Source organism: Streptomyces sp. Ag109_G2-15 (assembly GCF_900215565.1).
GTDB lineage: Bacteria > Actinomycetota > Actinomycetes > Streptomycetales > Streptomycetaceae > Streptomyces > Streptomyces diastatochromogenes.
In genome coordinates, this window is the sequence record NZ_OCNI01000001.1 from 5,460,655 (window position 1) to 5,486,804 (window position 26,150).

A 26,150-nucleotide genomic window follows, 5' to 3' on the forward strand; every position below is an offset into this window, starting at 1 on the left:
CCGAAGTGGTGCCGAGGGGCTGCACATTAGTGGAGCGGGGTGGTGTAGCGAGCGGTTTCTGTGAAACTGAAACTTTCCTGTTGTGTACGGTCGTACATAACGTTGTGTACGCTTGTCCTCATGGGATACCTGTTGCTCGCCGGCGCCATCGCCGCCGAGGTCGCCGCCACGACGGCGATGAAGTACAGCGAGGGGTTCAGCAGGCTCTGGCCCTCGCTCGTGACGGCTCTGGGCTACGTCGTCTCCTTCGCACTGCTCGCCCAGACACTGAAGAGCGTGTCGATCGGCACGGCGTACGCGATCTGGGCCGGGGTGGGCACCGCGACCATCGCCGTCATCGGCCTGTTGCTGTTCGGGGAGGGGCTGAGCGCGGCCAAGGTCACCGGGATCCTGCTGATCGTCGGGGGAGTGGTGGTGCTGAACCTGGGCGGGGCGCACTGATGCCCCGCCGTTACGACCCCGAGCGGCGGCAGCGGATCATCGACGCGGCGATCCGGGTCGTGGGGGAGAAGGGCATCGCCGGGCTGAGCCACCGCACCGTCGCCGCCGAGGCGGACGTGCCGCTCGGCTCCACGACCTACCACTTCGCCACCCTGGACGACCTCCTGGTGGCCGCCCTGTACCAGGCCAACGAGGGCTTCGCCGGGGTGCTCGACGCCAGCGGGGTGCTGGCGGACGCCGACGGCGACCTGGCGGCGGGCCTCGCCCGGATCCTCGGCGAGTGGCTGGGCGGGGACCGGCCGGGTGTCGAGCTGGAGTACGAGCTGTATCTCGCGGCCCTCAGGCGCCCCGCCCTGCGCCCCGTCGCCGCCCAGTGGACCGAGGAGACGGCCGCGCGGCTCGCCGAACACACCGATCCGGTGACGGCCCGGGCCCTGCTCGCGCTGATGGACGGCATCTGTCTGCAGGTGCTGCTGACGGGCGGTTCCTACGACGAGGAGTACGCGCGCGGCGTGCTGGCTCGGGTGATCCCCTGAACCCGCGCCCGGCACCTGAGACGCCCCCCGCGCGGGTTCGCTCCCATGCCCTCCCCCGCGTTAGGTTTCCCTCATGACCGACACTGCTTCTCGTACCACCGGCGCCGTCGCCGCCGGTCTCGCCACTCTCGCCTCCGACGGCACCGTTCTCGACACCTGGTTCCCGGCCCCCGAACTCGTCGCGGAGCCCGGCCCCGCCGGCACCGAGCGGCTCTCCGCCGAACAGGCCGCCGAGCTGCTCGGCAGCGGCGCCACCGCGGCGGTCGGCCCGGACGCCCGCCGGGGTGTCGAGGTGGTCGCGGTCCGTACGGTCATCGCCTCCCTCGACGACAAGCCGCTCGACGCGCACGACGTCTACCTGCGCCTGCACCTGCTCTCGCACCGCCTGGTCAAGCCGCACGGCCAGAACCTGGACGGCATCTTCGGGCACCTCGCCAACGTGGCCTGGACCTCGCTCGGCCCGGTCGCGGTCGACGACGTCGAGAAGGTGCGGCTGAACGCCCGTGCCGAGGGTCTGCACCTCCAGGTCACCTCGATCGACAAGTTCCCGCGCATGACGGACTACGTGGCCCCCAAGGGTGTCCGCATCGCCGACGCCGACCGGGTCCGCCTCGGCGCGCACCTCGCCGCGGGCACCACGGTCATGCACGAGGGCTTCGTGAACTTCAACGCCGGCACGCTCGGTACCTCCATGGTCGAGGGCCGTATCTCCGCGGGTGTCGTGGTCGGCAACGGCTCGGACATCGGCGGCGGCGCCTCCACCATGGGCACGCTGTCCGGTGGCGGCAACGTGATCATCTCCATCGGTGAGCGCTGCCTGATCGGTGCCGAGGCGGGCGTCGGCATCGCGCTCGGCGACGAGTGCGTGATCGAGGCCGGCCTGTACGTCACCGCGGGCACCCGGGTGACGATGCCCGACGGCCAGATCGTCAAGGCCCGTGAGCTGAACGGCGCCTCCAACATCCTCTTCCGCCGCAACTCGGTCACCGGTGTCGTCGAGGCCCGTCCGAACAACGCGGTGTGGGGCGGTCTGAACGACATCCTGCACAGCCACAACTGAGTCGAGCGACGCAGACGATCAACGGCGGCCGCGTGTGCGGCCGCCGTTGCGTTCGTTTCTCCTCTCTGTCACAGGCCCATCGAGATGGCCAGCCGGGTCAGCTCGGCCGTGCTGTTGATGTTGAGCTTGGCGCGGATGCGGCGCAGGTAGGCGTCGACCGTGTGCTTGGAGAGCCCCATGTGGCGGGCGGTCTGCAGGTAGGTGCGGCCGGCGGCGATGTGCCGCAGGGTCTCCCGCTCACGCGGAGCCAGCTCGGGGGCCGGGGCTTCGGTGGTCGCCGTGGTGAGGGTGAGGCTCATGGGAGATCCTTAGGCGGTCGACTGGGTCGTCGCTGCTCGCGTCCTCGGAAGCAGTGGGCAAATGTCCGATATCGGCTTTTCGCCCTCTTTCTTAGAGTTTGGGTCGGTAACGTCATGGCGCTGTCCGCCGACTGTCACAGCCGTGTCACGAGCCCACCCAGGGCGTTTGCCAGCGCCGTGAAAGTCCTGCTCGCGCAGGCCGATCCTCGGGTTGAGGTGGTGCAGCAGCGCAGGTCCGGGGTGGTGGGCCGCCGTATAGGCGGTGTCCGCGGGGCTCTGCTCGTCGTCCACCCAGGCGAAGGGGCGACCCGCCGCGTACGCCACGATTGCCTCGGCCTTCCAGTGCTCCCCGTTCGGCCGCTCGATGAAGAGGCGGTCCCCGAAGTCGACGTACGGCAGCTCGGGCAGCCCGACGACGGGGGCGATCCAGCGGTTGGCCTCCGCCATCCAGGTCGTCGCCCAGCACAGCTCATAGCCGAGCGACAGCAGCGCCGGGCCGTGGGACGGGTTCAGCCAGACGCGCAGGGGACGGCCCGGGCGCACGGACGCCCGGATCGTCGTACAGCCCGGCAACGGGATCTGCGAGCTGCCGAATTTTCTTGTCATGGGCAGGCATAGCGGCGGGCCGTCCCGCACGTCACATGGGGTACAGGGCCCGGACAGCAGGTCGGCCCGGGGGAAGAGAAGGTGACGATGGATGCCCAAGCGCAGGAGAGTTTTCGACAGTTCGTGGCCGGTAGGTCCTCGGCGCTGCTGAAGACGGCCGTCCTGCTCAGTGGCGGGGACCAGCACGCGGCCGAGGATCTGCTGCAGAACGCGCTGGTCAAGGCGGCCGGGCGATGGCAGCGCATCGACGAGCCGGAGGCCTATGTCCGGCGGATCCTCTACCGGCAGCAGGTCAGCCGCTGGCGGCTGAAGTGGCGGCGCCGGGAGGTCACGGTCGCCGAGCTGCCGGAGGCCGCCGCGGCCCCGGACGCATCCGGCACCGCCGAGCTGCGGCTCGTGCTGCGTACCGCGCTGTCCCGGCTCACCGCGCGCCAGCGCACCGTGCTGGTGCTGCGTTACTTCGAGGACCTGCCCGAGGCCGACGTGGCCCGGCTGCTGGGCTGCTCCGTCGGCACCGTACGGTCCACCACCCACCGCTCCCTGGCCCGGCTGCGTGCGCTCGCGCCCGAGCTGGCCTCCTTCGGCCCGGACGGCAACGACCAGCGGCCGTCCCGTGACTTCTCGCCCGTGGAGGTGCGTCCGTGAACGTCGAGGAACTGGTGCGCGACTCCCTGAAGGAGATGGCGGGACAGGCGCAGCCCGCGGCCGCGAACCTCGCGGACCGGGTGTTCGTGCTGCGCCGCAGGCGTCGTACCCGCCGGATCGCCGGGGTCGCCGCGTCCGCCGCGGCCGTGGTCGCCGTCGCCGTGGGTGTGCCGATGCTGGACGGCGGCGGCCGGGACGTACGACCCGCCGGCGTCCCCGACGGCCGGATCGTGGCCCACCCCGACCAGTCGCCGCCGCGCGATGTGATCGGCGCCGGGGACACCCTCATGGCCGGGTACAGCACGCTGAAGACCGTGAAGCTGCCGGACAAGGACTGGATCTACACCCAGACCTACCGGCTGCTGGATCCCAGGACCGGCACCTACAAGAAGGACGACCGCTGGTCCTTCGTGACCGTCGCGCCGGGCGCGCGCACGGCCGCCGTACTGGAGCGGGAGCTGCCCGTCAGCCGGGTGGGGCTGCTCGACCTGGCCAGCGGCGAGGTCAAGCGGTGGATCCCGGTGCCGCAGGGCGCCGGCGGGGCCGCGTTCTCGCGGGACGGGACCAAGCTGGCCGTCACCACCTACGCCGAGAACCCCGACCGCGCCTTCTGGAGCGCCAAGGTCGAGGTCAACTCCAAGATGGAGCCGCAGCGGGTGCCCAGCCGGACCGGGTTCACCGTGATCGACGTCGCCTCGGGCGAGGGGCAGTGGCACAAGCTGCCGTTCCGGAAGGACCAATATGGGATGGTCGGCAACGCGCGCGCGGATCTGGAGTTCAGTCACGACGGGAAGTACCTCTGGGAACCCCTGACCGAGAACCCGGGCCGCAAGTACCACGCCCTCGACGGTACGGACGTGCAGACGCCCACTGTGGAGAGGAACCTGCGGCCGTACGTCGAGGCCGGCCTCTCGCCCGACGGGAAGTACGCGGCGGGCGACTTCGCCGGGCACGGCAAAGTGATCGCCTCCTCCATCGGCGACGCCGCCACCGGCAAGTTCGTCACCACGGTGCCCGGTCAGCAGCTGCTGGCCTGGGCCGACGGCAAGCGGCTGATCGCCTGGGGCATCGGCGGCGACGGCAACGAGTTCCACCAGCGGCTGGTCCTCGTCACCATCGGCAGCGACAAGGTGCAGCCGCTCAGCGGCTTCCGCTCGCCGAAGGACTTCAGCGGCGGCCGCTGGGAGCCACTGTTCGCGACCCGCTGACCAGCTCCTCGTAGAGCGCCAGCAGCCCGTCGGCCGCCTCCCGGCCGGCGGGCAGCAGCGGTGCCCGCACCGGCCCCGCGGGCAGCCCGAGTTCACCGAGGAGCGCCTTGGCGGTGACCGTGCCGGGCAGGCCCGCGCCCATCATCGCCTCGATCAACGGCGTGGCCCGCAGCTGGAGTTCGGTCGCCCGGGCCGTGTCCCCCGCGTCGAACGCGTCCAGGATGGCCGCGAAACGGCCCGGTACGACGTTGGCGACCGTGCTCACGCACCCGGCCGCGCCCACCGCGTACAGCGCGAGAACGTGCTCGTCGCAGCCCGCGTAGTACGCCAACTCCGTGTGCGCCAGCACCTTCTGGGTGCCGAGGAAATCGTAGGAACAGTCCTTGACCGCCACGATCCGCGGGTGTCCGGCCAGGCGGATCATCGTCTCCGGCTCGATCCGGGTGCCGGTGCGGCCCGGGATGTCGTAGAGCATCACGGGCAGCCCGCTCGCGTCGGCGACCTGGCGGAAGTGCGCCTCCAGCGCCTCCTGCGGTGGCTTGCTGTAGTACGGCGTCACCACCAGCACCCCGTCGGCGCCCGCCTTCTCGGCGGCGAGGGCCAGCTCGATCGTGTGCCGGGTGTCGGCGGTGCCGACGCCCGCGACCAGCGGGACGCCGTCGCCGACCGTCTCCCGCACCGCCGCGATCAGCTCCGCCTTCTCCGCGTCCGTGGTGGTCGGCGACTCGCCCGTGGTGCCGTTCAGCACCAGGCCGTCGCAGCCCTCCGCCACCAGCCGGCCGGCCAGCCGCCGTGCCCCCTCCACGTCGAGCGTGCCCGCCTCGGTGAACGGGGTGATCATCGCGCAGAGCGTGCGGCCGAAGGGCTGGCGTCGAGTCGTCATGGGAGTAGTCTCGGCACGGCGACGGTGAAGCTCTACTTAATTCTTCTAAGAGGTATTGCTAAGCAACACTGATGAATTGAAGGGATGGACGGCCGAAGGCCCTATGTGCAACCCGGCCCCGCGTGGGTCACTATGGGGGTCAACGTCGGTCATGGGAGGCACCATGAAGCTCGGCAAGGCACTGGCCACCGGGGTCGCCGAGGAGCGGCCGCTCGTCCACGAGGAGGAGCCGCAGCTCCCCGAGGAGACCACCCTCAGCGCACCGGCCGAGCCGGCCCGCGAAGAGGTACCGGCGGCCCGATGAGGCTGCGGCTCCCGGCCGAACGCCCGACGGAGCCGCCGACCGGATACAAGATCGCCCGCCCGGTGCTGTCCCAGGACGGCACCCGGGCCGGGTTCACCGGCGTGTCGCTGGGCAGCGCGCTGCCGTACGGCGTGCTCGACGACGCCTCCTGCGTCTACGGGCGCCGGCACCGCCCGCCCGCGCGCCTGTGCGACTGCGGCTTCCACTGCGTGCACGACCGCGCGACCGCCGAGGCGCTGCTGTGCGCGGCGGAACACCGGGCCGCGGTCCTGCTCGAAGTCTCCGTGCTCGGCGCCTACATCCGCTTCGAGCGCGGCTTCCGCTACGCCCGCCAGCGGGTGCGCACGGCGACCGTCGGTCCCTGCGCCTGCGGTGCCACCGCGGTCGCACTGGCCGCCGACGACGACTGGGGCAGACCCGGCTGGCGGGGCCTCGCCCCCGCGTGCGCGGGCTGTGTGCGGGGTCGTACGTCCGTCTCGCTCGCCGGATTCGCCCGGCTGGCCGGGGAGGGCCTGCGGGTGGTCGCGGGCGTCGGCGGTACGGCGGCTGCTGACGCCGGGTTGACGGCCGACGGCGAGCTGGGCGTACCCGAACTCGTCGCGGAGGCGGCCCTGTTGCAGGCCCGGCTCGACTGGTTCCAGACCCAACTCGCCCGGCTCGGCGAACGCGGGGCCGGGGGAGCGGAGCGCGACTGACGGTCTTCGGTGGGGGTACCCGGAGGTTCCGCACGGAGAGGATGCGGAACACCCTGTCGGCGATGTGATCAGGGAAAGGGCACACCGATGAAGCACAGGATCCCGCACGGCTCGGGCGCCAAGGGCCCCGACGAGCTGCGGCACCAGTTCGAACAGACCCGCAGCCGGCTCGGCCACACCGTCACCCAGTGGCGGGACCGGGCCGATGTGAAGGGCCGGGCGTCCACCCGGGCCGCCGACCTGAAGGACAAGGCCGGCGCCATGACCGTCCAGCTGCGCACGAGCGCCGCCGCCCACCCGCGCCCCCTGCTGATCGCGGGCGCGGCGGGAGCGGCCCTGGCCACGGCGGGCGTGCTGCGGCGCCGGCACCACTGAGCGCACCCTGGCCCGCCGCCGTCGCCGACCGCACCCCGGCCCGCCGGTGACGCGGGGGTTCCGCGCACCCACTCACCGAAAACTCTGCCCGTCTGGACAGGAAAAGTTTTCGGTGAGAGGGTGGACGCATGCTGGACGTGACCGTGATCGAGGACCCCGAGGCAGCGGCCGTATCGCTCGACCCGATACGGGCCAGGCTGCTCGCCGAGCTGGCCGCCGGACCCGCGTCGGCGACGATGCTGGCCGGCCAGGTCGGACTGCCCCGGCAGAAGGTGAACTACCACCTCAAGGCGCTGGAGCGGCACGGCCTGGTCGAGCTGGCCGGGGAGCGCCGCAAGGGCAATGTCACCGAGCGGCTGATGCGCGCGACCGCCGCGTCGTACGTCATCTCACCGGCCGCGCTCGCCCCCGTGCAGCCGGACCCGGACCGCTTCCGTGACCAGCTCTCCGCGCGCTGGCTGCTCGCGCTCGGCGCCCGCCTGGTGCGGGACGTCGGCGCGCTGATCACCGGTGCCGCGAAGGCCCGCAAGCAGCTGGCGACCTACGCCCTGGACGGCGAGGTCCGCTTCGCCTCCGCCGCCGACCGCGCGGCCTTCGTGCAGGAGCTGACGGCGGGCGTGAGCGCCCTGATCCGCAAGTACGACGCCCCCGACGCCGAGGGCGGCCGCGACCACCGGATCGTCGTCGCCCTCCACCCCACGGTCAAGGACCAGCCCGCCCCCGAACTGGAACAGTAGTCAGCAGGAGAGCCCCGCCATGTCCAAGGAATTCGAGATCGTCCGCGAGTTCGAGGTCGACGTCCCGCCGGAGAAGGTGTGGGAGGCGATCACCACCGGAACCGGTGGCTACCTCTGGCCGATGGACCCGCCCGAGCCCCGGGTGGGCGGCAGCGGACCCTTCGGGTCCACCGTCACGGCCTGGGACCCGCCCCACCACTACACCAACCGCAGCGAGGACGTCGGCTTCCCGGTCCAGTCGCTCAACCAGCTCGACTACACCATCGAGCCCCGCGACGAGGGCCGCCGCGCCTGGGTGCGCTACGTCCACAGCGGCATCTTCACCGACGACTGGAACAACCAGTACGACGGCGCGAGCAAGCACACCAACTTCTACCTGCACACACTGTGCGAGTACCTCACGCACTTCGCGCCCCGCCCGGTCACCTTCGCCCAGCTGGAGGGGCCCGCGGCCTCGCAGACCCCCCGGGCGCTCGCCGCCGTCGCCCGCGCGCTCGGCCTCGCGGACGACACGGCCGCGGGCACGAAGGTCAGCGCCCAGGGGCCCGGCGGGCGGACCCTGGACGCCGTACTCGACTACCGCAACCCGTACTTCATCGGCCTGCGCACCGACAGCGCCCTCATCCGCTTCTTCGGCCGCGGCCACTGGGGCGCTCCGCTCGGCATCAGCGTGCACGACTTCGCGCCGGACGCCGATGCCGAGGCGAACGAGACCGCCTGGCAGGACTGGCTGAACGGCGTGTTCAGCCGGTCCTGAGGGGAGCTACGGACGGAACCGCAGCACCTGCGGGTCGTGGTCGGAGATCTGGTCGTTGAACTCCGAGTTGATGTGCACGCTGTCGTACTCGAAGTCGCAGCCGCGCCGGATCGCCGGGCTGACCAGGATCTGGTCCAGGACCTGCTGGTTGCCCTGGTAGTCGTAGGTGTAACGCTCGCTCTTCGGCAGCGACTTGATCGCCGACCACAGCTCGCCGTCGCCCTCGAGGATCTTCGCGGTCTCGGAGAACTCGAAGTCGTTCATGTCGCCGAGCGCGATGACGTTCGCGTTCTTCTGCACGGACAGGATGTCCTTGACGAACGCGTTCACCTCGGTCGCCTGCGCGTGGCGCTGGATCTCCGAGCTGCGTACCGGCGGCTGGTACTGCGCGGTCAGACCCTGGTCGCCGCCCTTGGAGTTGAGGTGGTTGGCGATCACGAAGACCGTCTTGCCGCGGAAGACGAACTCGCCGGCCAGCGGCTTGCGGCTGCTCTTCCAGGCCGCGTTGTCCGGGTCGATCCGGCCCGGCGAGAGCGTCAGCTGCGCCTTGCCGTGCACCTTGGTGACGCCGACGGCGGTGGTGGAGTCGCCGCCCGCGCGGTCCACGAAGGACACCCGCTCCGGGTTGAACAGGAAGACCTGGCGGATGTTGCCGCCGGGCTCGCCGCCGTCCTGGTCGTTGACCGGGTTGATCGAGCGCCAGTCGTACTTCGGGCCGCCCGCCGCGACGATCGCGTCGATCAGCTTGTTCACGGTCTCGCTCGCGTCGACCGTGCCGTCGTCCTTGGCGCCGTTGTTGTCCTGGATCTCCTCCAGGGACACGATGTCGGGCGACTGCAGGTTGTTCACGATCGCGGCGGCGTGCTTGTCGAAGGTGGCGTCCGACGGGTCGAGGTTCTCGACGTTGTAGGTCGCCACCGCCAGCTCGCCGTGCGCCTGCTTCTGCGTGGTCTCCCGCTCCAGGCCGCCGCTCTCCAGCGTGCCGAGCTTGCTCGCGACCAGGGTGTAGCCGCCGAACTGGTTGAAGTCCAGCGGGCCGGTGGTGGTGCCCTCCAGGCTGTCGCCGACGTTCGCCTTCGGGAAGTCGGCGGTCGCGCCCAGCGACTGGATCTGCAGCCGGCCGGTGTTCTGCGACTCGTAGGAGCCGTAGACCGTGCCGCCGCGGCGGTTGCGGTGCTCCCACGGCTTCACCGTGACCCACAGCTCGCTGTAGGGGTCGGTGGCGGTGACCACGCGGGCGTCCTCGACCTGGACGTTCATGCCCTCCAGGGACTCGTAGTAGTCCAGGGCGTACGCCGAGGGGTCGAGGGCCAGGCCGTTGATGGAGCCGGCGGCGGCGGTGTCGCCCTGCGGGGCGTACGTGTCCGGCACCGAGTCCTCGTCGATCACGACCGGGGCCGGGACCGCGTTGCCCGTGGAGACGGTGGCGACCGTCGGCTTGGTGATCTCCGTCACCGACTGGTTGCCGGAGGAGGCGCCGCCCGGGACGTACTCGGAGACCGTGCCGGTCACCGTGACCGAGTCGCCGACGGCGACCTTCGGCGTCGAGCTGGTGAAGACGAACACGCCCTCACTGGTGGCCGGGTTGTCGTCCGGGGTCGGGTCCTGGATCCAGAAGCCTCTGGAGGAACCGTAGGTGCGCGTGGCCGTGACGATGCCGGGCACGTCCGTGACCTTCTGGCCCGCGAACGGCGATATTCGCGTCGTGCCCTGGATGTCGTGGATGCGCACCGAGTCGGCGTGCGCGGGCGAGGTGAGGACGACGGCCGACGCGGCGGAACAGACGGCGGCGACGGTGAGCGCGGCGAGGCGCGCGGAAGACCTGCTCGGCAAGGGAATCCCTCCGGGGGCGTACATGAGCGCCGGGACGAGGTGGTGACGGAAGCGTGCGGGGCGCGTAGCCCTGCGTGACACGCGTAGAGCAGAGTGAACAGTTGTCCCCCCAACTTCTACGCGCGTCAATCTCCTGCTTGCGCCCGGGAGTTGTCAAGGTTTCGGCCATGTACGAGCGCTGAAGGAGAGATGAACCGGGCGGCATGGGTTCAAATCCGTCTAGGCTGAGCGGCTGAGTCCTTTCATGGCCCGAGGAGAACCAGCCGATGTCAGACAGCTCCCCCCTGCCGCCCGTACGGCTGCACCCCGAAGCGGAGCTGGCGCGCGCCGCGCTGTCCACGCCGTTGCTCTCCCGTGCTGCCCGACTCGCTCGCTGGGCCGGGCCCGACACCCGCGTGGACGCCGGCGGCGGGCTGCTGGAGGAACAGCTTCCGGCCGCCGCCGACCTGCTCGGACTCAGCGGGGACGACGCCGCCGCGCTCGCGAGCGAGGCCTGGCGGGTGGCCGTGGACGCCGGGCTGGTCGAGATCGTGGACGAGGAGGCCGGGACCGTCGCCGCGGGCGAGGAACTCGCGCTGCTCACCGGCGGCACCCCGCATGACGTGCTCGCCGTCTGGCTGGCGGCCCTGGAGACCGTCGTCGCGGACGCGAGCGTGCCCGACCTGGACGGTCTGGTCGACGCGCTGGACGAGGGCGGCGAGGTCGATTTCTCGTCACTCGACTGGGACCCGGAGGCCGAGGCGGAGTTCCTCGACGGCGTCCTCGGCAACCTCTATCTGCTGACCGTCAGTGAGGACGGCCCCGGCGGGACTCCGGTGCCGCTGCCCGCCCTCGCCGCCTCGATGATCGTCCCCAGCGACATGGCCGAGCCCACCAACGACGTCCTGGAACAGGTCTCCGACGCGATGATGCGCCTCGACGACCAGTTCCGGATGCTGGAGCCGGTCGGTCTGGTGGAGTACCGGCCGGTGGACGAGGAGCTGATGGCCGATGCGGAGGAGGAGCCCTCGGCGGCGGTGGACGACACCGACGTCTCCCGCTACGGCATGGTCCGGCTGACTCCGCTCGGCGCGTACGGGCTGCGGGCGCGACTGCTGGAGGCCGGGTTCGAGGCGCCCGCGGTCGGTGAACTCTCCGACAAGGGCGCGGACGTGCTGCTCGACGGCACCGCCCACTTCGGGCAGTCCGCGGCCCAGGCGGAGACCGAACGGTGGCTGGTCCGGCGGGAACCGCTCACCGCGGCACGGGAGTTGCTGGCGGCGGCGCGGGGTGCCGATGCCGGGGCGCCGTTGCGCAGGCTGCGCTGCCAGCAGGCGCTGTCCCTCGTCGGCCTGGAGGCCGAGCCCGCGCTGCGGGAGGTGCTGGACGACCCCGAGCTGGGCGGGCTCGCCCGGGTGTGGCTGAGCGAGCGCGGCGCCTCCGGTGTCCCCGCGCCCTCGCAGGAACTGGTCTTCTGGCTGACCATCGACACCGTGGCCGCGCAGCTGGCCGCCGAGGGCAACTCCGAGGAGCTGCAGGCGCTGGTGGAGGGGCTGGCCGAACAGCACAGCGGGTTCTTCGCGGCGGCCTGGCGGGTGGAGCATCCCGCCACCGCGGAGGTGCTGGAGGCGATGGGACGGCTGCACCCGGACAAGAAGGTGGCCAAGGAGGCGCGGAAGGCGGCGTTCAAGGCGCGGTCGGCGCACGGGGGTTGAGCGGACTCGTCGGTCGCGGCGGAAAAGAGCTGGTGTCTCCGGGGAACAACATGGCCGATGTTTTGGACGGCCATGGGGCTGTGCATACGGATTCATGGAACAGGGGTCTCTGAAGTAGCCCGGTGTTCAACCGCCGTTCAAAAGGTGGCGGGAGCGTGAGCGCCGCAGAGAGGCCGCCACCCTCCACCACGGCACGCCCACCGTCACAGGAGACACCATGTCGCTCACCCGCAGGGACTTCGCCAGAAAATCCGCGATCACCGGTGCCGGAGTCGCACTGGCGGGCAGTGTGGGCGCCCTCGCCACCGCCCCGAACGCCCTCGCCGCCACGGACGACATCGAGACCGCGGACGGCGAGTCGGCGCACGGGCACCACGGCGTCGGCTACGGCCCGCTGCTCCCCGACCCGGACGGCATCCTCGCCCTGCCCGAGGGCTTCACGTACCGGGTCATCACCTACAGCGGCAAGACCCAGCTGGAGTCGGGTGAGTTCACCCCGTCCAACCACGACGGAACCTCCACCTTCGACGGCCCCCGCGGCGCCACCCTCCTCGTCAACAACCACGAGCTGAAGGGCCCGCGCGCCAACTGGAAGTACCCGGTCCCGCTCACCGAGGGCCTCGTCTACGACCCCGCCGCCTCCGGTGGCTGCACGGTGGTCGAGGTGCGCCGCGACCATGTCGCCGAGTGGGTCGGCATCGCCGGCACCTCCACCAACTGCGCGGGCGGCAACACCCCGTGGGGCACCTGGCTGACCTGCGAGGAGACCGAGGACAAGGCCGGCCAGAACGGCATGACCAAGGACCACGGCTACGTCTTCGAGGTCGACCCCGAGGACCGCCGGGCCAACCGCGACCCCAAGCCCGTCAAGGCGCTCGGCCGCTACGCCCACGAGGCCGTCGTCGTCGACCCCAAGCGCGGCCACCTGTACCTCACCGAGGACGCGGCCGGCCCCAACGGCCTGCTCTACCGCTGGACCCCTCCGGAGGGCTTCCGCCACGGCCGCGGCAAGCTGCGCACCCTCGCCGACGACGCGGGCGTCCTGCAGGCCTTCAAGTGCTTCGACTCCGGCGGCAAGTTCATCGACGACCTCTCCCGCGCGACGAAGATCGGCACCGTCTACGGCGTCGACTGGGTGGACGTCCCGGACCGCGACGCGAGGACGACCTCCGTCCGCAAGCAGTTCACCGAGGGCCAGGTCACCCGCGCCCGCAAGCTCGAGGGCATGTGGTGGGGTGACGGCGGCACCTACATCGTCTCCTCCTTCGCCCGCACCGAGAGCCCCGTCCAGCACGACGGCGCCGTCTGGTTCTACGACCCCAAGCGCCGCACCCTGACCCTCAAGGTCCTCCTCGGCGTCAACCCGGACCCGTCCGCCGACAACGGCAACTTCGACGGCCCGGACAACATCACCGTCTCCCCGTACGGCGGCCTGGTCATCGCCGAGGACGGCGAGGGGATCCAGCACCTGTTCGGCGCGACGGAGAGCGGCCGCACCTACCCGATCGCCCGCAACGACCTGAACATCGGCACCGCGGAGAAGCCCGAGTACAGCGAGTTCACCGGCGTCACGTTCTCGCCCGACGGCCGGACCCTGTTCGCCAACATCCAGGAGCCCGGCATCATGCTCGCCATCACCGGCCCCTGGAAGCGGCAGAAGTGCGACTGACCTCCGGGCGGTAATTAATTCGCTCGCTCGTCCCGCGGCTCCCCTCCTAGAGTGATGCACGTCCAGGTGCGAAGGCAGGACCTACTTCCACTCTTAATGGGGAGGCCGCGGGTTCGAATCCCGCCACCGGCTCTACGGGCCGGTGTAGCTCAGAGGCAGAGCACCAACCGTCGGTTCCGCCGACCTCGATCTCTGGACACCGAAAACTTCATGCACCTCCCGGTGCGCAGGCTGCGGTTACTTCTTTTGCAAAGAGAACCCATGACCGCCGCCGAATTGATCTCGGGAGGCGCAGCACATGGTGGGTGTCCGGTGCGCAGGCAGCGGTTACTTCATGGGACCGGAAGCGTGCGGGTTCGATTCCCGTCGTCGACCTCGGGTCGGTGTAGCTCAATGGGAAGAGCGTCCGGACAAGTCCGTCGCCGATCCTGATCTCGGACACCCTCCATTTGCTGTGCCTCCCTCCGAAACACGAATGAATTCGGGGGAATTCACCATGGCGCGATTCAACACGCGTGCCGCCAAGGCGCAGCTGAAGTCGGCGGTGACGTCGACGGGCCGCATCCTGCGGACCTACGAGGGCGGCCGGGGCCAGGAGCGCGATCCGCGCTCCGAGCTTTTCCTTCTCGCGGTCTCCAACTTCGTCTCGAAGGACACCTTCTACGAGAGTGGCGCCGACCGCGACAACCGGTTCACCCGCCTCGTCCGCGACCTCGCCGTCAGCGACCCGGAGTGGACGGCCGGCCTGCTCGGCTGGCTGCGCGGCGAGGGCAACATGCGGACGGCCTCGATCGTGGGCGCCGCCGAGTACGTGCACGCCCGGCTGACCGCGGGCGCGACCCAGGGCCCGTCCAACCGGCAGGTCGTGGACTCCGTGCTCCAGCGCCCGGACGAGCCCGGCGAGCTGCTCGCCTACTGGACGGCGACGTACGGACGCGCCCTCCCCAAGCCGCTCAAGCGCGGCGTCGCCGACGCCGTACGACGGCTGTACCACGCCAAGTCGCTGCTCAAGTACGACACCGCGTCCAAGGGCTACCGCTACGGCGACATCCTCAACCTGGTGCACGCGGCGCCCGACCCGGACAAGCCGTGGCAGGGCGAGCTGTTCCGGTACGCCCTCGACCGGCGGCACAACCCGGACACCGCCGTGCCGCCCGCGTCCAGCCCGGTGCTCACCGCGCACCGCGAGCTGATGGCGCTGCCCGTCGAGCAGCGGCGGGCCGTCGTCACCGCGCCCGGCGGTGTGGAGCGGCTCGCGGCGGCCGGTGTCACCTGGGAGGCGCTGGCCGGCTGGCTGCAGGGCCCGATGGACAAGGCGGCCTGGGAGGCCGTGATCCCGTCCATGGGCGCGATGGCGCTGGTCCGCAACCTGCGGAACTTCGACGAGGCCGGGGTCTCGGACGAGGTCGCCGCCCGGGTCGCGGCGAAGATCAGCGACCCGGAGCAGGTGGCACGCTCGCGGCAGTTCCCCTTCCGCTACCTGGCCGCCTACCGGCACGCGCCCTCGCTGCGCTGGGCGTACCCGCTGGAGCAGGCGCTCGGCCACTCGCTGGCCAACGTGCCCGCGCTGCCGGGCCGCACGCTGGTGCTGGTCGACCGGTCGGGCTCGATGTTCTGGTCGCCGGTGTCCGAGCGCGCCCAGCTCACCCGGGCCGACGCGGCGGCGATCTTCGGTACCGCGCTCGCGCTGCGGGCGGCGGACGCCGACCTCGTCGAGTTCGGCTCGACCAGCGCGAAGGTGGAGTTCCGCAAGGGCGAGTCGGTGCTGAGGATCCTGGAGCGCTTCGGCAACCTGGGCGGCACCGACACCACCGAGGCCGTACGCCGGCACTACCGGAAGCACGACCGGGTGCTGATCGTCACCGACGAGCAGTACGCCCCGCACCAGCACGGCGACCCGACCGCCCAGATCCCGTCCGGCATCCCGGTCTACACCTGGAACCTGGAGGGCTACCGGGCGGGCCACGGGCCGTCGGGCAGGGGCAACCGGCACACGTTCGGCGGCCTGTCGGACTCGGCTTTCCGGATGGTGTCCCTGCTGGAGGCCGCTCGTGACTCCCACTGGCCGTGGGTGGCCTGACCTGCGGCAGGCCCTGATCGTGGCCCGCACTTCCACGGGGGTGCGGGCCACACCCTTGTCTGCTCCTCCCTTGTCCGCTGTCTGCTCCCTTGCCTGCCCCGGCATTGATATCTAACATTTCAGGTCGTGGAGACGCTACGACCCCTGCCCCGCACCCTGCTCCGGGACCGCGCCTACGCGGCCATCCGGGACGCCATCGTGGCCGGGGAGATCGAGCCCGGCGCGGTGGTCCGCGACGCCGACCTGGCCGAGCGGCTGGGACTGTCCCGGGCGCCCGTGCGCGAGGCGTTCGCCCGGCTCGTGGACGAGGGGCTGCTGGAGAGCAAGCCGCAGAGCTACACCCGGGTCACCCCGCTCGTCGCCGCCGACGTACGGGACGCGGCGGCGGTGGTCGGCGCCATGCACGAACTGGTGACCCGGGTCGCCGTACCCCGGCTGCGGGACGCGGACCTGGAGGAGATGCGCGCGGCCAACGACCGGTTCGCCACCGCCGTGCACACGGGTGACGTGGACGAGGCCCTGCGTGCCGACGACGAGCTGCACGACGTCCTGGTCCGGGTGAGCGGCAACCGCGCGGCCGCCGCGACCGTCGCCCGCTACACCCCGCTCATCCGCCGCCTGGAGAGGCAGCGCTTCGGCGAGGGCGGCTCGTGCCGCTCGGCCGGGCTGCACGAGCGGCTGATCGAGGCCTGCGCCGACGGTGACACGGACGGCGCGGTCCGGATCACCGCCGACATCTGGCGCACCCTCGCAGACCTGGCCGACCCCGACTGACCTGGAGGTCCCGTGTCCCTGTCGTCCCACGCCCGCTATCCGCTGCTGTTCGGCCCCTCGCCCGTGCACCCCCTGGAGCGCCTGACCGCCCACCTCGGCGGCGCCGCCCTGTGGGCCAAGCGGGAGGACTGCAACTCCGGGATCGCCTACGGCGGGAACAAGACCCGCAAGCTGGAGTACCTGGTCGCCGACGCGCTCGCGCAGGGCTGCGACACGCTCGTCTCGATCGGCGGGGTGCAGTCCAACCACACCCGCCAGGTAGCCGCCGTCGCCGCCCGTGCCGGGCTCAAGTGCGTGCTGGTGCAGGAGAGTTGGGTGGAGTGGCCGGACTCCGTGTACGACAAGGTGGGCAACATCCTGATCAGCCGGCTCGCCGGGGCCGAGGTGCGGCTGGTGCGGGCCGGGTTCGGGATCGGGTTCAAGGAGAGCTGGGAGCAGGCGCTGCGGGACGTGGAGGAGTCGGGCGGGAAGCCGTACGCCATCCCGGCCGGTGCCTCCGACCACCCGCTCGGCGGCCTCGGCTTCGCCCGCTGGGCCCATGAAGTCGCCGAGCAGGAGGCGGAGTTGGGCGTCTTCTTCGACACGGTGATCGTGTGCTCGGTCACCGGGTCGACCCAGGCGGGCATGGTCGCCGGGTTCGGTGCGCTGGAGGAGGCGGGTGGCCGGCCGCGCCGGGTGCTCGGGATCGACGCCTCGGCCGAGCCCGCCCGCACCCGCGAGCAGATCGCCCGGATCGCCCATGCCACCGGGCAACTCATCGGAGTGAAGGGCGAGTTGACCGTCGAGCTGGACGAGCGGTACCACGCGGGGATCTACGGCGTCCCCGACGAGTCCACCCTGGACGCCATGCGGCTCGCCGCGCGGACCGAGGGCATGATCACCGACCCCGTCTACGAGGGCAAGTCCATGGCCGGGCTCGTCGACCTCGTCGGGCGGGGCGAGATCGGCGCGGACTCGACCGTGCTCTACGCCCACCTCGGCGGACAGCCCGCGCTCAACGCCTACAGCGCCCTGTTCTAGACGTTCCGGGCGGGCCCGCGCCGGCCGGTGATCACCGATGCCGCGACCGCCAGTGCGGCCAGGGCGATCAACGCGCCGACGCCGAAGGCGCGGGCCGCTCCATGGGTGAGGACGGCGTCCGGCGATCCGGTGCTGTGCCGGGTCGCCGTGCCGTACACCGTGACCAGGACGGACAGCCCCACCGTGCCGCCCAGCCACTGCAGGGTCTGCAGCAGGCCGGAGGCCGCGCCCGCCTCCCGGGGTTCGACGGCGGACAGGATCGTCGCGTTGAGCGGCATGAAGCTCAGGCCCACGCCCAGCCCCAACAGCAGCAGCGGGCCGAGCAGTCCGGCCGCGTAGCCGTCCCCGGGCCCCAGCCGCCACAGCCGGCCGGCACCCGCGGCGACCAGCGTCATCCCCGTCAGCAGCACCGGCTTGGTGCCGAACCGGGCCAGCAGGCGGGGCACCAGCCGTACGGTCGTGAACATCACCAGGGTCATCGGCAGGAAGGCGAAGCCCGCGCGCAACGGGCTGTAGTCCAGGACCTGCTGGCAGATCAGGGTGAGGAAGTAGAAGGCGCCGAACATGCCCGCGGGCAGCAGCAGGATGCTCGCGTAGCCGCCGGCCCGGTTGCGGTCGGAGAACAGGCCGAGCGGCATGACCGGCTGGTCGGCCCGGGCCTCGACCAGTGCGAAGCCGGCCAGCAGCGCGGCCGCCGCGGTGAAGCCGAGCAGGGCCCGGGTGTCGCTCCAGCCCGTCTCCGAGACCCGGATGAACGCGTACACCAGCGAGGTCGTCCCAGCCGTCCCGGTCAGTGCGCCGGCGAGGTCGAAGCGGCCCGCGTGGCGCGGGGTCTCGGTGACGAAGCGGGGCAGGGCGAGGACGAGGGCGAGGCCGATGGGGACGTTGATGAGCAGGGCCCAGCGCCAGGAGGCCCAGGAGGTGAGCAGGCCGCCGAGGACCAGGCCGACCGAGCCGCCGATGCCGGCCATGGAGGAGTAGACGCTCAGGGCGTGGTGGCGGCGGGGTCCCTCGGGGAAGCTGGTGGTGATCAGGGCGAGGGTGCTGGGTGCGATCAGGGCGCCGCCGAGTCCCTGGAGCGCGCGGGCCGCGAGCAGCCAGCCGCCCTCGGTGGCGAGGCCGCCGAGCAGGGAGGAGAGGGCGAACAGCAGGGCACCGGCGGCGAGTGTGCGGCGGCGGCCGACGATGTCACCGATCCGCCCGCCGAGCAGCAGCAGGCCGCCGAAGGCGAGCGTGTAGGCGTTGAGCACCCAGGACAGGCCGGTCCGGCTGAAGTGCAGGCCCTGTGCGATGTCGGGCAGTGCCACGTTGACGACGGTGGAGTCGACGCCGACCATCAGGTAGGCGGTGACGATGACGAGGAGGGTGGTGCCGAGGCGCGCGGGAGGCGAGGGCGCGGAGGCGGCGTCGGCGGTGGCGGACGGTGCGGACGGGCTGGACGGCGCAGACATGGCGTTCTCCCGGTCTGGACGTCCCCGGGCGCGACGGCACACACGGGCAGCGGCACGGGCTGCCCGCGGAGCACACGGCGATAAGCGGGGACTGTCTCCGTTTAGTGCTCGATAAAATACGGAGAGAGTCCCCGGTTTGCAAGGAGTAACTGGATGACGCAGGTCAGGCCCATGCGCGCGGACGCTCGGCGCAACTACGAGCGATTGCTGAAGGTGGCGGCGGAGGCCTTCGCCGAGCATGGGGAGAACGCGTCACTCGACGACATCGCCAAGCGGGCGGGCGTCGGCTCGGGCACCCTCTACCGGCACTTCCCCACACGGCAGGCGCTGTTGGAGGCGGCCTACGTGGACCGGATCGAGGCGCTGGGGAGCCGGGCCGACGAGCTGGCCCGGGAACTGCCGCCGGGCGAGGCGCTGATGGAGTGGCTGAACGAGCTGTGCGTCGCCACGATCCAGGTGCGCGGGATGAAGTCCCTGCTGGGCTCGGCGGTCACCGACGGCAGCTCGGCCGCGCTGACGGCCTGCGGTACGACGGTCAAGGGCGCGGCTTCCCGGCTGGTGGAGGCGGCCCGGGCGGAGGGGGTGCTCCGCGCCGACCTGGAGCCGATCGAGCTGCTGCGGCTGGCGCACGGGGTGGCCACGGCCTCGGAGCTGGCGAACGGGCAGGGGCGGGAGATCCGGCGCTACCTGGCGTTGCTGACGGAGGGATTGCGGCCGGCCGGGTAAGGACGCGCCGGCCCGTCGTCCGCCGTCACCTCTCCCGGTACGAGGACGCCCGTCTCGTAGGCGACCACCACCGCGTGCGTGCGGTTGTTGGCGTTCAGCTTGGTCAGGACGTTCCCCACATGCGTCTTGACCGTCTCCAGGCTGACCGTCAGCCGCCCGGAGATCTGCTGGTTGGACAGGCCCCGGGCCATCAGCCGCAGGGTCTCCCGCTCCCGGTTGGTCAGGGCCGCCGCCCTGTGGTCCGCGCGACCCGGCCAGGCCGGCGCGGCCGTGAAGTGCCGGCCGGCGAGCCGGCGCAGCGTGTCCGGGAACAGCAGGGTGTCCCCGCCGGCCACCAACCGGATCGCCTGGGCGATCTCCGCCGAGGGGGCACGCTTGCGGATGAAGCCCGCCGCGCCGGCCAGCAGCGCCTCCCAGACGTACTCGTCGTTCTCGAAGGTCGTGATGACCACGACCTTCGGCGGGTCCGACAGCTCCGCGCGCAGCCGCCTCGTCGCCTCGATGCCGTTCAGCCGGGGCATGCGCACGTCCATCAGCACCACATCGGGCCGCAGCCGTGTCACCAGGGGCAGCACCTCGGTGCCGTCCGCCGCCTCGCCGACCACGTCGATCCCCGGTCGGGCGTCGAGCAGGGTGCGCAGACCGGCCCGGGTCAGCTCCTCGTCGTCGACGACGACCACGGTCACGGGCGGTTCGCCGTCCGGTGCCGGGCCCGCCGCCTGTGCCGTGGACGCATCGGTGAGGGTCATGGGCTCGACCGTAGCGGGAGGTCGACGTCGACGCGCCAGCGGCCGTCCCGCGCCGGCCCGGCCGACATCTCGCCGCGCAGCAGTCCCACCCGTTCCTCGATCCCGGCCAGCCCGTGCCCGCGCCGGCCCGGCAGGCCGCCCGGGTCCGCCGGCGCGACGGCGGGGTTGGTCACCTCCAGCCGGAGACGGCCCTCCCGTACGGCCGCACGGACGCGGATCCCGGTCCCCGTACCGTGCTTGAGCGCATTGGTCAGCGCTTCCTGGACGATGCGATAGGCCTCCCGGGAGACCGTGGCGGGCACCCGGGCCAGGTCGCCCTCCGTCTCCAGGGTGAGCGAGGCACCCGCGGCCCGGACCTGCCCGGCCAGCGTGCCGAGGTCCGCGAGGGTGGCCTGCGGCCGCGCGGTTCCCGGCTCCTCCCGCAGGATGCCGACGACGTGGTCGAGGTCGTCCATCGCCGCGCGCGAGGTCTCCTCGATGGTGCTGACGGCACGTCGGGCCGCCTCCGGGTCCTGCTCCCACAGCTCCAGCGCCGCGGCCGCCTGGATGGTGGAGGACGTCAGGGTGTGCCCGATCGAGTCGTGCAGGTCCTGGGCGAGGCGGTTGCGCACCGCCAGCGTCCTCATCCGTTCCTCGGCGTCGGCGAGGCGCTCGGCCGGACCGTGGCCGAGCAGGAGACGGGCCGGCCGCCGCAGCGCCGCCGCACCCCAGGCCGCGAGGCAACCGGCCGTCACCAGGCACAGGGCCCCGGCCGGCAGCGTCCACGCGCCCCGCCAGCCGTGCGGTGCGGGAACGGTGCCGACCAGGACGGCCACGTCACCGCCGTCGCCCAGCCATGCCGCGGGCAGCGTGACGCCCGCGAACATCCAGAGCAGCGTGAGGAAGGCGACCGCCGGGCCGACGGTCAGGTGCAGCAGGAGCCAGGCCGCGGTGCGCAGTCGCCCGGCCCAGGGCGAGCGCGCCGGCTCCAGGGGCGCCGGCACGCCCGCGGCGAGAAGCCCGTTGACCAGGCGTACGCATCCGCGTCTCGCCGCCCCGGGCAGGGCCATGACCGCCACCACGACGGCGAACCCGAGGGCGAACCCGGCGACACGCAGCGCTGCGGGCCGTCCCGGCGGTGCCGACACCAGTGCCACGGCGAGCGGCGGCAGAGCGAGCAGGGCGCCGGCCAGCGAGAAGAGCCACCCCCGCCACCAGGCCCGGACCATGGCTGTCCTGATCACTGTGCGCATGTCCCGAACCCTACGGACGACGTGGTGCGGGGCACCTCCCCCGAAAGAGCCAGACCTGCCTCCCGGACAGCTCCCGCGAAGAGGGGACCACCACCTCACTCCTCGCAGCGATGCGCTCCGGCGCGTCACGGGCGACGGTTGTCCCCGCCGCTCCTGAGTGCAAGTGCCCGGCGGGCGGCGGTGGTTGAGCGACCCGAGACCGAGAGGTGAACATGCCGGTGACGACGACCGGGACACGGCATCCCGTCCGGAACGAAGCCGACAGGGCGACGACGCGGAGAGGTGTGAGCGTCTTTCTCGGGCTCTCCTTCGCGGGTACGTGGCTGTGGCTGCTGTGCGCGAGAGGGCTCCTCGGGCTGTCCGCGCTGCACCCCCTGCTCCAGCTGCCGGCCTTCACCATGCCGGCGCTCGCGGCCGTGGTGGTGCGGCGCTGGGTCACCCGGGAGGGATTCGCCGACGCCGGCCTGCGGCTCCGGCTGCGGGAGGCCTGGCGGTACTACCTGCTGGCCTGGATCGGGCCGCCGGCCGTAGCCGGCTGCACCCTGGGCCTCGCGGCGGCCGTGGGTCTGTGGCACCCGGACCTGTCCGGCCCCGGCGGTGTCCTCCCCGGCCTCGACCAAGTCCTGTCCCTGCTCGGTCTGATGGCGGCCGCCGCGATCCTCACCCCGGTGTACTGCGGTGAGGAGTTCGGGTGGACGAGCTATCTGCGGCCCAGGCTGTTCCGCGGCGCGCCCGTGCCCTCGGCCGTCGTCACGGGCCTCATCTGGGCGGTGTGGCACTTCCCGCTGGCGTTCATCGGCTACGTCGACTTCTCGAACGTGCTGGTGGGGCTGCTGGTGTGGACGCTCTCCTTCCAGCTCCAGGAAGTGATCCTCGTGTGGCTCTACACGCGCAGCGGCACGATCTGGGTGCCGAGCCTGGCGCACGCCGGGAACAACATGGTGCTCTTCCTCGTGCTGGGGAAGGCGTTGGACGACGGGGCCGGGCTCGGACCGGTGTGGCTCACGGCGCTGTCTGCGGTGCCGCTGGCCGCGGTGTGCTGGTGGATCGTCGTACGGGAGCGTGGGCGGCGGAACTGACGCCTGCGGAGGCGGTGCCCGCCGGGTGGCCCGCCGGCCGGGTCGGAGCGGGAGAGGAGCCGCCGTCCCTCCGCTCCGACCGGTGCGGTCACAGCGCCCGTGCCCCCGGCTCCACCATGTTCCGTACCGTGCGCGCCTTCACGAACTCGCCCATCGCCGTCATGTCCCACTCGCCGGAGAACTGCCGGACGAGCTTGGCCATCATCACGCCCGTCTGCGGCTCGGCGTTGGTGAGGTCGAACCGGACCAGCTCCTCTCCCGTGGCCGCGTCCACCAGGCGGCAGTAGGCCTTGGCGACCTCCGTGAACTTCTGGCCGGAGAAGGAGTTGACCGTGAAGACCAGGCCGGTGACCTCCTGGGGGAGGCGGCCGAGGTCGACCGTGATCACCTCGTCGTCGCCCCCGCCCTCGCCGGTGAGGTTGTCACCCGAGTGTCTGATCGCGCCGTTCAGGATCGTCAGCTTGCCGAAGTAGCAGCTGTCGATGGCGTTGCGCTGCGGGCCGTAGGCGATGACCGAGGCGTCCAGGTCGATGTCCTTGCCGCGGAACGCGGGCTCCCAGCCGAGGCCCATCTGCACCACGGAGAGCAGCGGGCGGCCGCCCTTGACCAGGGACACGGTCTGGTTCTTCTGGAGGCTGACCCGGCCCTTGTCCAGGTTGATCTTCCCGGCGCCGGGCACCGGGGCGGGCGGAGCGGCCGGGGCGGGCGGTACGACCGGCGCCTGCGCGGCGGGCGTCGGCGGGGCCGCCGGTGCGGCGGCGGGCTCCTCCACCGTCACGCCGAAGTCCGTCGCGATGCCGGCGAGTCCGTTGGCGTACCCCTGGCCGACGGCGCGGGCCTTCCACTGGTCGCCTCGCCGGTAGATCTCCACGACCACCAGCGCCGTCTCCGTGCCGAGCTGCGGCGGGGTGAACGTGGCCAGGACCGAGCCGCCGTCCGCGTCCCGGATCGTGGCCGTCGGCTCGATGCCCTGGAAGGTCTGGCCGGCCGCGTCCGGGCTGGCCGTGACCACGATCTTCTCGATGTCCGGCGGCACCGCGGCGGTGTCGACCGTGACCGCGTCGGGCGCCGCGCCGCCGCCGGACGTGTACGTCACGCCCGGCCCGGCGGGCTGGTTGTAGAAGATGAAGTCGTCGTCGGAGCGCACCTTGCCGTCGGCGGTGAGCAGCAGGCCCGACACGTCGAGCCGCACCGGTGCGGAGACGTCCACCGTCACACGGGCGGCCGACAGAGGGATGTTCGAGCCTGGGGTCATAGCTGTCATGCCTGGGGTAACGAGCGGGGGCGCTTTACCGTTCCCTTACTCGGGGAACGGCTGCTCCGTTCGCGGCGACGACCTCGTCCAACCAGGTCACAGGCCGCTCGGCGGGCCAGGTCAGGAGCCGGTCCTGATCGGCGGGGTCACGGGCTTCGTGATAGCGGAAGACGAGGTCGTGGGCATGGCGGCCGAGGATCTCGATCTTTCCGGTGGCGTGCGAGGCGACGAAGCGGAACCGCTTGGCCAGACCGTTGAGCCGCGCGCGGGTGGCCGTGATGAGGTCCACGGCCTCCGCGAGCGGCACGGCGTAGCGCTCGTTGCCGCGGGTCGGACGGCACAGGAACACGTAGTAGGGCGCTATCCCGGTCGAGGCCAGGCGGCGGTGCAGACGGGCGAGTTCGTCGGGGTCGTCGTTGACGCCGCGCAGGAGCGGGGACTGGTTGGTCAGGACGAGGCCCGCGTCCTGCAGCCGGGTCGTGGCGGCCAGGGCTTGTGGGGTCAGCTCCCGGCTGTGGGTGAAGTGGCACATCACATGGGTGCGGGCATCGGGGCGGGAGGCCGAGGCGAGGGTGTCGGCCAGGGCCGGAGTGATCCGCGCGGGGTCGAAGGCGGGGACCTTGGTGCCGACACGGATGACGTCGACGTGCGGCACGGACCGGACCTCGGCCAGCGCCGAGGCCAGCCGGGAGGGCGAGAGCATCAGGGGATCGCCGCCGGTGAGGAGGACGTTGTCGATCTCCGGATGGGCACGGATGTAGGCCACGCCTTCGCTGATGTCGAAGGTCGTCTCGCGTTCGGCGCTGTCCAGTTCGCCTTCCGGACGCACATGGTGCGCGGGGTCGGTACCGAGGGTGAAACGCTTGCGGAAGCAGAAGCGGCAGTAGGTCGCGCAGACGTCGGTGAGCAGCAGCAGGGCCGTGGGCGGGTACTTGTGCTGCAGGCCGCGCACCCGGGTGTTGGCGGCCTCGTCGCTCGGGTCGAAGTCCAGGGTGTCGGACAGTTCCTCGACCTCCGGCATGACGATCAGCCGCAGCGGGTCGCGCGGGTCGCTCCAGTCGATGAGGCCGGCGTAGTAGGGGGTGATGCGGAACTCGAATTCGCGCACGACCGCCGCGCGCGCATGGGCCTCGCCCGGCGGCAGCCCCTCGACCCGGGACAGGTCCCTGATCACCGCGGTCGTACGGTGGTCACGCGCCATCGCCTACGCCCCCTTCTCCGTCGCCGCCTGCGGTGAGCGTGGCCGCCCGGGCCTGTCCCGGCGCCGTCGTGGAGCCGGGCCCGGACGGCGACGCCGGTGGCGGAACCCCGTTCTTCAGGACCGTGCCCCGGCTGTACGTCACCGTCATCCACACGATGTCCCGAGCGCTCACGATCATCACGTGCGCGTCGGGAAGTGCCGTCTCCTCGGTCGCGCCGCCGGCTCTCAGCCTGACCTCGCCGCGCAGCAGCAGATCACGGTCCCCGGTCTCGGCCGACAGCCGGCTGTGGCTGAGCAGTGTCCCGGCCACATGCGAACCGTCCCGCAGCTGGCAGCCGACATAGATCCTCGAGTCGACGTAGTCGTGGATACGGTGCCGGGCGGGGTACGCCTGGAACGCCCACCACCACCCCGGCCGCTCGGCGCGGTTGTCGACCCGTCGGACCGCGGCAAGTCCGTACCCCAGCACGGTCGCGAGCCCCAGGAGCCCGGCCCCCCACAGCGCCACGGACAGCGCGTTCCTCGTCAGGTAGCCGGGATCGCCACGCAGCGCCCTCAGATCCGGGACGGCGTGCGGCGCGAGGTGCGCGAACAGCAGGAACGCGACGCCGACCACCCAGTCCGCCAGGACGCTCACCAGCACGATTCCGGCGGTCTCGGCCAGGGCCGAGCGCTCGTAGGCCGGCACGTCACGGGCATGGCGGTGCTGGTACACGAATCCGGGGGCGAGCAACGTGAGGAACAGGACCAGGCCGGTCAGGTTCGTCGGCATCGCATCCTCTCGGAGCTTGGTCGACCGGGCGTGGACGAGGTGCCGAAATCAGGATCGGTGTGACGGGGC

At 71.8% G+C, this 26,150-nt stretch carries 27 protein-coding genes and 1 tRNA gene; 18 read left to right on the forward strand and 10 right to left on the reverse strand.

Features of this window, described 5'->3' with window-relative positions; genetic code table 11:
* Nucleotides 1-120 precede the first annotated feature (120 nt).
* The 3 genes from CRP49_RS24525 to dapD all read left to right on the forward strand — a co-directional run bounded on the left by CRP49_RS24525 (nt 121) and on the right by dapD (nt 2,037).
* Nucleotides 121-441 carry a multidrug efflux SMR transporter gene (locus CRP49_RS24525; RefSeq protein WP_097255332.1) on the forward strand — a complete coding sequence of 107 codons (321 nt, stop codon included), beginning with the start codon at nt 121-123 and terminating at the stop codon, nt 439-441.
* Nucleotides 441-977: a TetR/AcrR family transcriptional regulator gene (locus CRP49_RS24530; protein WP_097255333.1), complete on the forward strand. Its 537-nt coding sequence runs from the start codon at nt 441-443 to the stop codon at nt 975-977. The genes CRP49_RS24525 and CRP49_RS24530 overlap by 1 nt, the downstream gene beginning before the upstream one ends.
* Nucleotides 978-1,050: 73 nt before the next feature.
* Entirely contained in the window at nt 1,051-2,037 is a 987-nt protein-coding gene (dapD, locus tag CRP49_RS24535; RefSeq protein ID WP_097255334.1) for a 2,3,4,5-tetrahydropyridine-2,6-dicarboxylate N-succinyltransferase, read from the forward strand.
* Nucleotides 2,038-2,105: 68 nt separating this feature from the next.
* On the opposite strand, the gene CRP49_RS24540 is transcribed toward dapD, so the two are convergent.
* Both CRP49_RS24540 and CRP49_RS48005 read right to left on the reverse strand, forming a co-directional pair.
* Complete coding sequence (locus tag CRP49_RS24540) at nt 2,106-2,336, reverse strand: response regulator transcription factor (RefSeq protein WP_094214779.1); 231 nt, start codon at nt 2,334-2,336, stop codon at nt 2,106-2,108.
* A 9-nt stretch (nt 2,337-2,345) separates the two neighbouring features.
* Nucleotides 2,346-2,942, reverse strand: coding sequence for a hypothetical protein (locus CRP49_RS48005; protein WP_257033478.1), 597 nt, complete (start codon nt 2,940-2,942; stop codon nt 2,346-2,348).
* An 87-nt stretch (nt 2,943-3,029) separates the two neighbouring features.
* On the opposite strand from CRP49_RS48005, the gene CRP49_RS24550 reads away from it, so the two are divergent.
* Together CRP49_RS24550 and CRP49_RS24555 are read left to right on the forward strand one after the other, a co-directional pair.
* Nucleotides 3,030-3,587, forward strand: a complete 558-nt coding sequence (locus CRP49_RS24550) for a SigE family RNA polymerase sigma factor (protein ID WP_094214778.1) — start codon at nt 3,030-3,032, stop codon at nt 3,585-3,587.
* Entirely contained in the window at nt 3,584-4,795 is a 1,212-nt protein-coding gene (locus CRP49_RS24555; RefSeq protein WP_097255335.1) for a hypothetical protein, read from the forward strand. The genes CRP49_RS24550 and CRP49_RS24555 overlap by 4 nt, the downstream gene beginning before the upstream one ends.
* On the opposite strand, the gene dapA is transcribed toward CRP49_RS24555, so the two are convergent.
* The gene (gene dapA, locus CRP49_RS24560) at nt 4,755-5,678 is read right to left on the reverse strand and encodes a 4-hydroxy-tetrahydrodipicolinate synthase (protein ID WP_097255336.1); all 924 of its coding nucleotides are present in this window, start codon (nt 5,676-5,678) and stop codon (nt 4,755-4,757) included. The genes CRP49_RS24555 and dapA overlap by 41 nt on opposite strands.
* 163 nt (nt 5,679-5,841) lie before the next feature.
* Between dapA and CRP49_RS46955 the strand changes: the two genes are divergently transcribed.
* The 5 genes from CRP49_RS46955 (at nt 5,842) to CRP49_RS24580 (ending at nt 8,546) form a co-directional block, all read left to right on the forward strand.
* On the forward strand, nt 5,842-5,982 hold the full coding sequence (locus tag CRP49_RS46955; protein WP_179851743.1) for a hypothetical protein: 141 nt from the start codon (nt 5,842-5,844) through the stop codon (nt 5,980-5,982).
* The gene (locus CRP49_RS24565) at nt 5,979-6,677 is read left to right on the forward strand and encodes a hypothetical protein (protein WP_097255337.1); all 699 of its coding nucleotides are present in this window, start codon (nt 5,979-5,981) and stop codon (nt 6,675-6,677) included. Before CRP49_RS46955 ends, CRP49_RS24565 begins: the two co-directional genes overlap by 4 nt.
* 87 nt (nt 6,678-6,764) lie before the next feature.
* Nucleotides 6,765-7,052 carry a DUF3618 domain-containing protein gene (locus CRP49_RS24570; RefSeq protein ID WP_094214774.1) on the forward strand — a complete coding sequence of 96 codons (288 nt, stop codon included), beginning with the start codon at nt 6,765-6,767 and terminating at the stop codon, nt 7,050-7,052.
* A 128-nt stretch (nt 7,053-7,180) separates the two neighbouring features.
* Complete coding sequence (locus tag CRP49_RS24575; protein ID WP_097255338.1) at nt 7,181-7,789, forward strand: winged helix-turn-helix domain-containing protein; 609 nt, start codon at nt 7,181-7,183, stop codon at nt 7,787-7,789.
* Nucleotides 7,790-7,808: 19 nt separating this feature from the next.
* The gene (locus CRP49_RS24580) at nt 7,809-8,546 is read left to right on the forward strand and encodes an SRPBCC domain-containing protein (protein WP_097255339.1); all 738 of its coding nucleotides are present in this window, start codon (nt 7,809-7,811) and stop codon (nt 8,544-8,546) included.
* A gap of 6 nt (nt 8,547-8,552) precedes the next feature.
* On the opposite strand, the gene CRP49_RS24585 is transcribed toward CRP49_RS24580, so the two are convergent.
* A complete protein-coding gene (locus CRP49_RS24585) occupies nt 8,553-10,379 on the reverse strand; it encodes an endonuclease/exonuclease/phosphatase family protein (protein WP_097255340.1) in 1,827 nt (608 codons plus the stop codon).
* Between the two features lie 266 nt (nt 10,380-10,645).
* Between CRP49_RS24585 and CRP49_RS24590 the strand changes: the two genes are divergently transcribed.
* The 6 genes from CRP49_RS24590 to CRP49_RS24610 all read left to right on the forward strand — a co-directional run bounded on the left by CRP49_RS24590 (nt 10,646) and on the right by CRP49_RS24610 (nt 17,616).
* On the forward strand, nt 10,646-12,073 hold the full coding sequence (locus tag CRP49_RS24590; protein WP_097255341.1) for a hypothetical protein: 1,428 nt from the start codon (nt 10,646-10,648) through the stop codon (nt 12,071-12,073).
* 217 nt (nt 12,074-12,290) lie between these two features.
* Nucleotides 12,291-13,742, forward strand: coding sequence for an alkaline phosphatase PhoX (locus CRP49_RS24595; protein WP_097255342.1), 1,452 nt, complete (start codon nt 12,291-12,293; stop codon nt 13,740-13,742).
* Nucleotides 13,743-13,801: 59 nt separating this feature from the next.
* Nucleotides 13,802-13,871 (forward strand) — tRNA-Lys (locus tag CRP49_RS46960).
* A 367-nt stretch (nt 13,872-14,238) separates the two neighbouring features.
* On the forward strand, nt 14,239-15,822 hold the full coding sequence (locus tag CRP49_RS24600; protein ID WP_097255343.1) for a TROVE domain-containing protein: 1,584 nt from the start codon (nt 14,239-14,241) through the stop codon (nt 15,820-15,822).
* Between the two features lie 126 nt (nt 15,823-15,948).
* Nucleotides 15,949-16,596, forward strand: a complete 648-nt coding sequence (locus CRP49_RS24605) for a GntR family transcriptional regulator (RefSeq protein ID WP_097255344.1) — start codon at nt 15,949-15,951, stop codon at nt 16,594-16,596.
* Nucleotides 16,597-16,608: 12 nt separating this feature from the next.
* Entirely contained in the window at nt 16,609-17,616 is a 1,008-nt protein-coding gene (locus CRP49_RS24610) for a 1-aminocyclopropane-1-carboxylate deaminase (protein ID WP_097255345.1), read from the forward strand.
* On the opposite strand, the gene CRP49_RS24615 is transcribed toward CRP49_RS24610, so the two are convergent.
* Nucleotides 17,613-19,067: an MFS transporter gene (locus CRP49_RS24615; protein WP_097255346.1), complete on the reverse strand. Its 1,455-nt coding sequence runs from the start codon at nt 19,065-19,067 to the stop codon at nt 17,613-17,615. The two genes, CRP49_RS24610 and CRP49_RS24615, sit on opposite strands and share 4 nt — an antisense overlap.
* Nucleotides 19,068-19,220: 153 nt before the next feature.
* Here CRP49_RS24615 and CRP49_RS24620 point away from each other — a divergent pair, with 153 nt between their 5' ends.
* Complete coding sequence (locus tag CRP49_RS24620) at nt 19,221-19,793, forward strand: TetR/AcrR family transcriptional regulator (protein WP_097255347.1); 573 nt, start codon at nt 19,221-19,223, stop codon at nt 19,791-19,793.
* On the opposite strand, the gene CRP49_RS24625 is transcribed toward CRP49_RS24620, so the two are convergent.
* Both CRP49_RS24625 and CRP49_RS24630 read right to left on the reverse strand, forming a co-directional pair.
* Entirely contained in the window at nt 19,751-20,542 is a 792-nt protein-coding gene (locus CRP49_RS24625; protein WP_097255348.1) for a response regulator transcription factor, read from the reverse strand. The genes CRP49_RS24620 and CRP49_RS24625 overlap by 43 nt on opposite strands.
* The gene (locus tag CRP49_RS24630) at nt 20,539-21,774 is read right to left on the reverse strand and encodes a sensor histidine kinase (protein WP_257033479.1); all 1,236 of its coding nucleotides are present in this window, start codon (nt 21,772-21,774) and stop codon (nt 20,539-20,541) included. The genes CRP49_RS24625 and CRP49_RS24630 overlap by 4 nt, the downstream gene beginning before the upstream one ends.
* Before the next feature lie 284 nt (nt 21,775-22,058).
* On the opposite strand from CRP49_RS24630, the gene CRP49_RS24635 reads away from it, so the two are divergent.
* On the forward strand, nt 22,059-22,853 hold the full coding sequence (locus tag CRP49_RS24635; protein WP_257033480.1) for a CPBP family intramembrane glutamic endopeptidase: 795 nt from the start codon (nt 22,059-22,061) through the stop codon (nt 22,851-22,853).
* A gap of 88 nt (nt 22,854-22,941) precedes the next feature.
* Here the strand turns inward: CRP49_RS24635 and CRP49_RS24640 are convergent, their stop codons facing one another.
* The 3 genes from CRP49_RS24640 to CRP49_RS24650 are packed head-to-tail and all read right to left on the reverse strand — an operon-like array spanning nt 22,942 to nt 26,081.
* Nucleotides 22,942-24,108 carry a TerD family protein gene (locus tag CRP49_RS24640; RefSeq protein ID WP_097255350.1) on the reverse strand — a complete coding sequence of 389 codons (1,167 nt, stop codon included), beginning with the start codon at nt 24,106-24,108 and terminating at the stop codon, nt 22,942-22,944.
* A gap of 34 nt (nt 24,109-24,142) precedes the next feature.
* Nucleotides 24,143-25,309: a KamA family radical SAM protein gene (locus tag CRP49_RS24645; RefSeq protein ID WP_097255351.1), complete on the reverse strand. Its 1,167-nt coding sequence runs from the start codon at nt 25,307-25,309 to the stop codon at nt 24,143-24,145.
* Nucleotides 25,299-26,081: a DUF6338 family protein gene (locus CRP49_RS24650; protein WP_097255352.1), complete on the reverse strand. Its 783-nt coding sequence runs from the start codon at nt 26,079-26,081 to the stop codon at nt 25,299-25,301. Before CRP49_RS24650 ends, CRP49_RS24645 begins: the two co-directional genes overlap by 11 nt.
* Between the last annotated feature and the right edge of the window lie 69 nt (nt 26,082-26,150).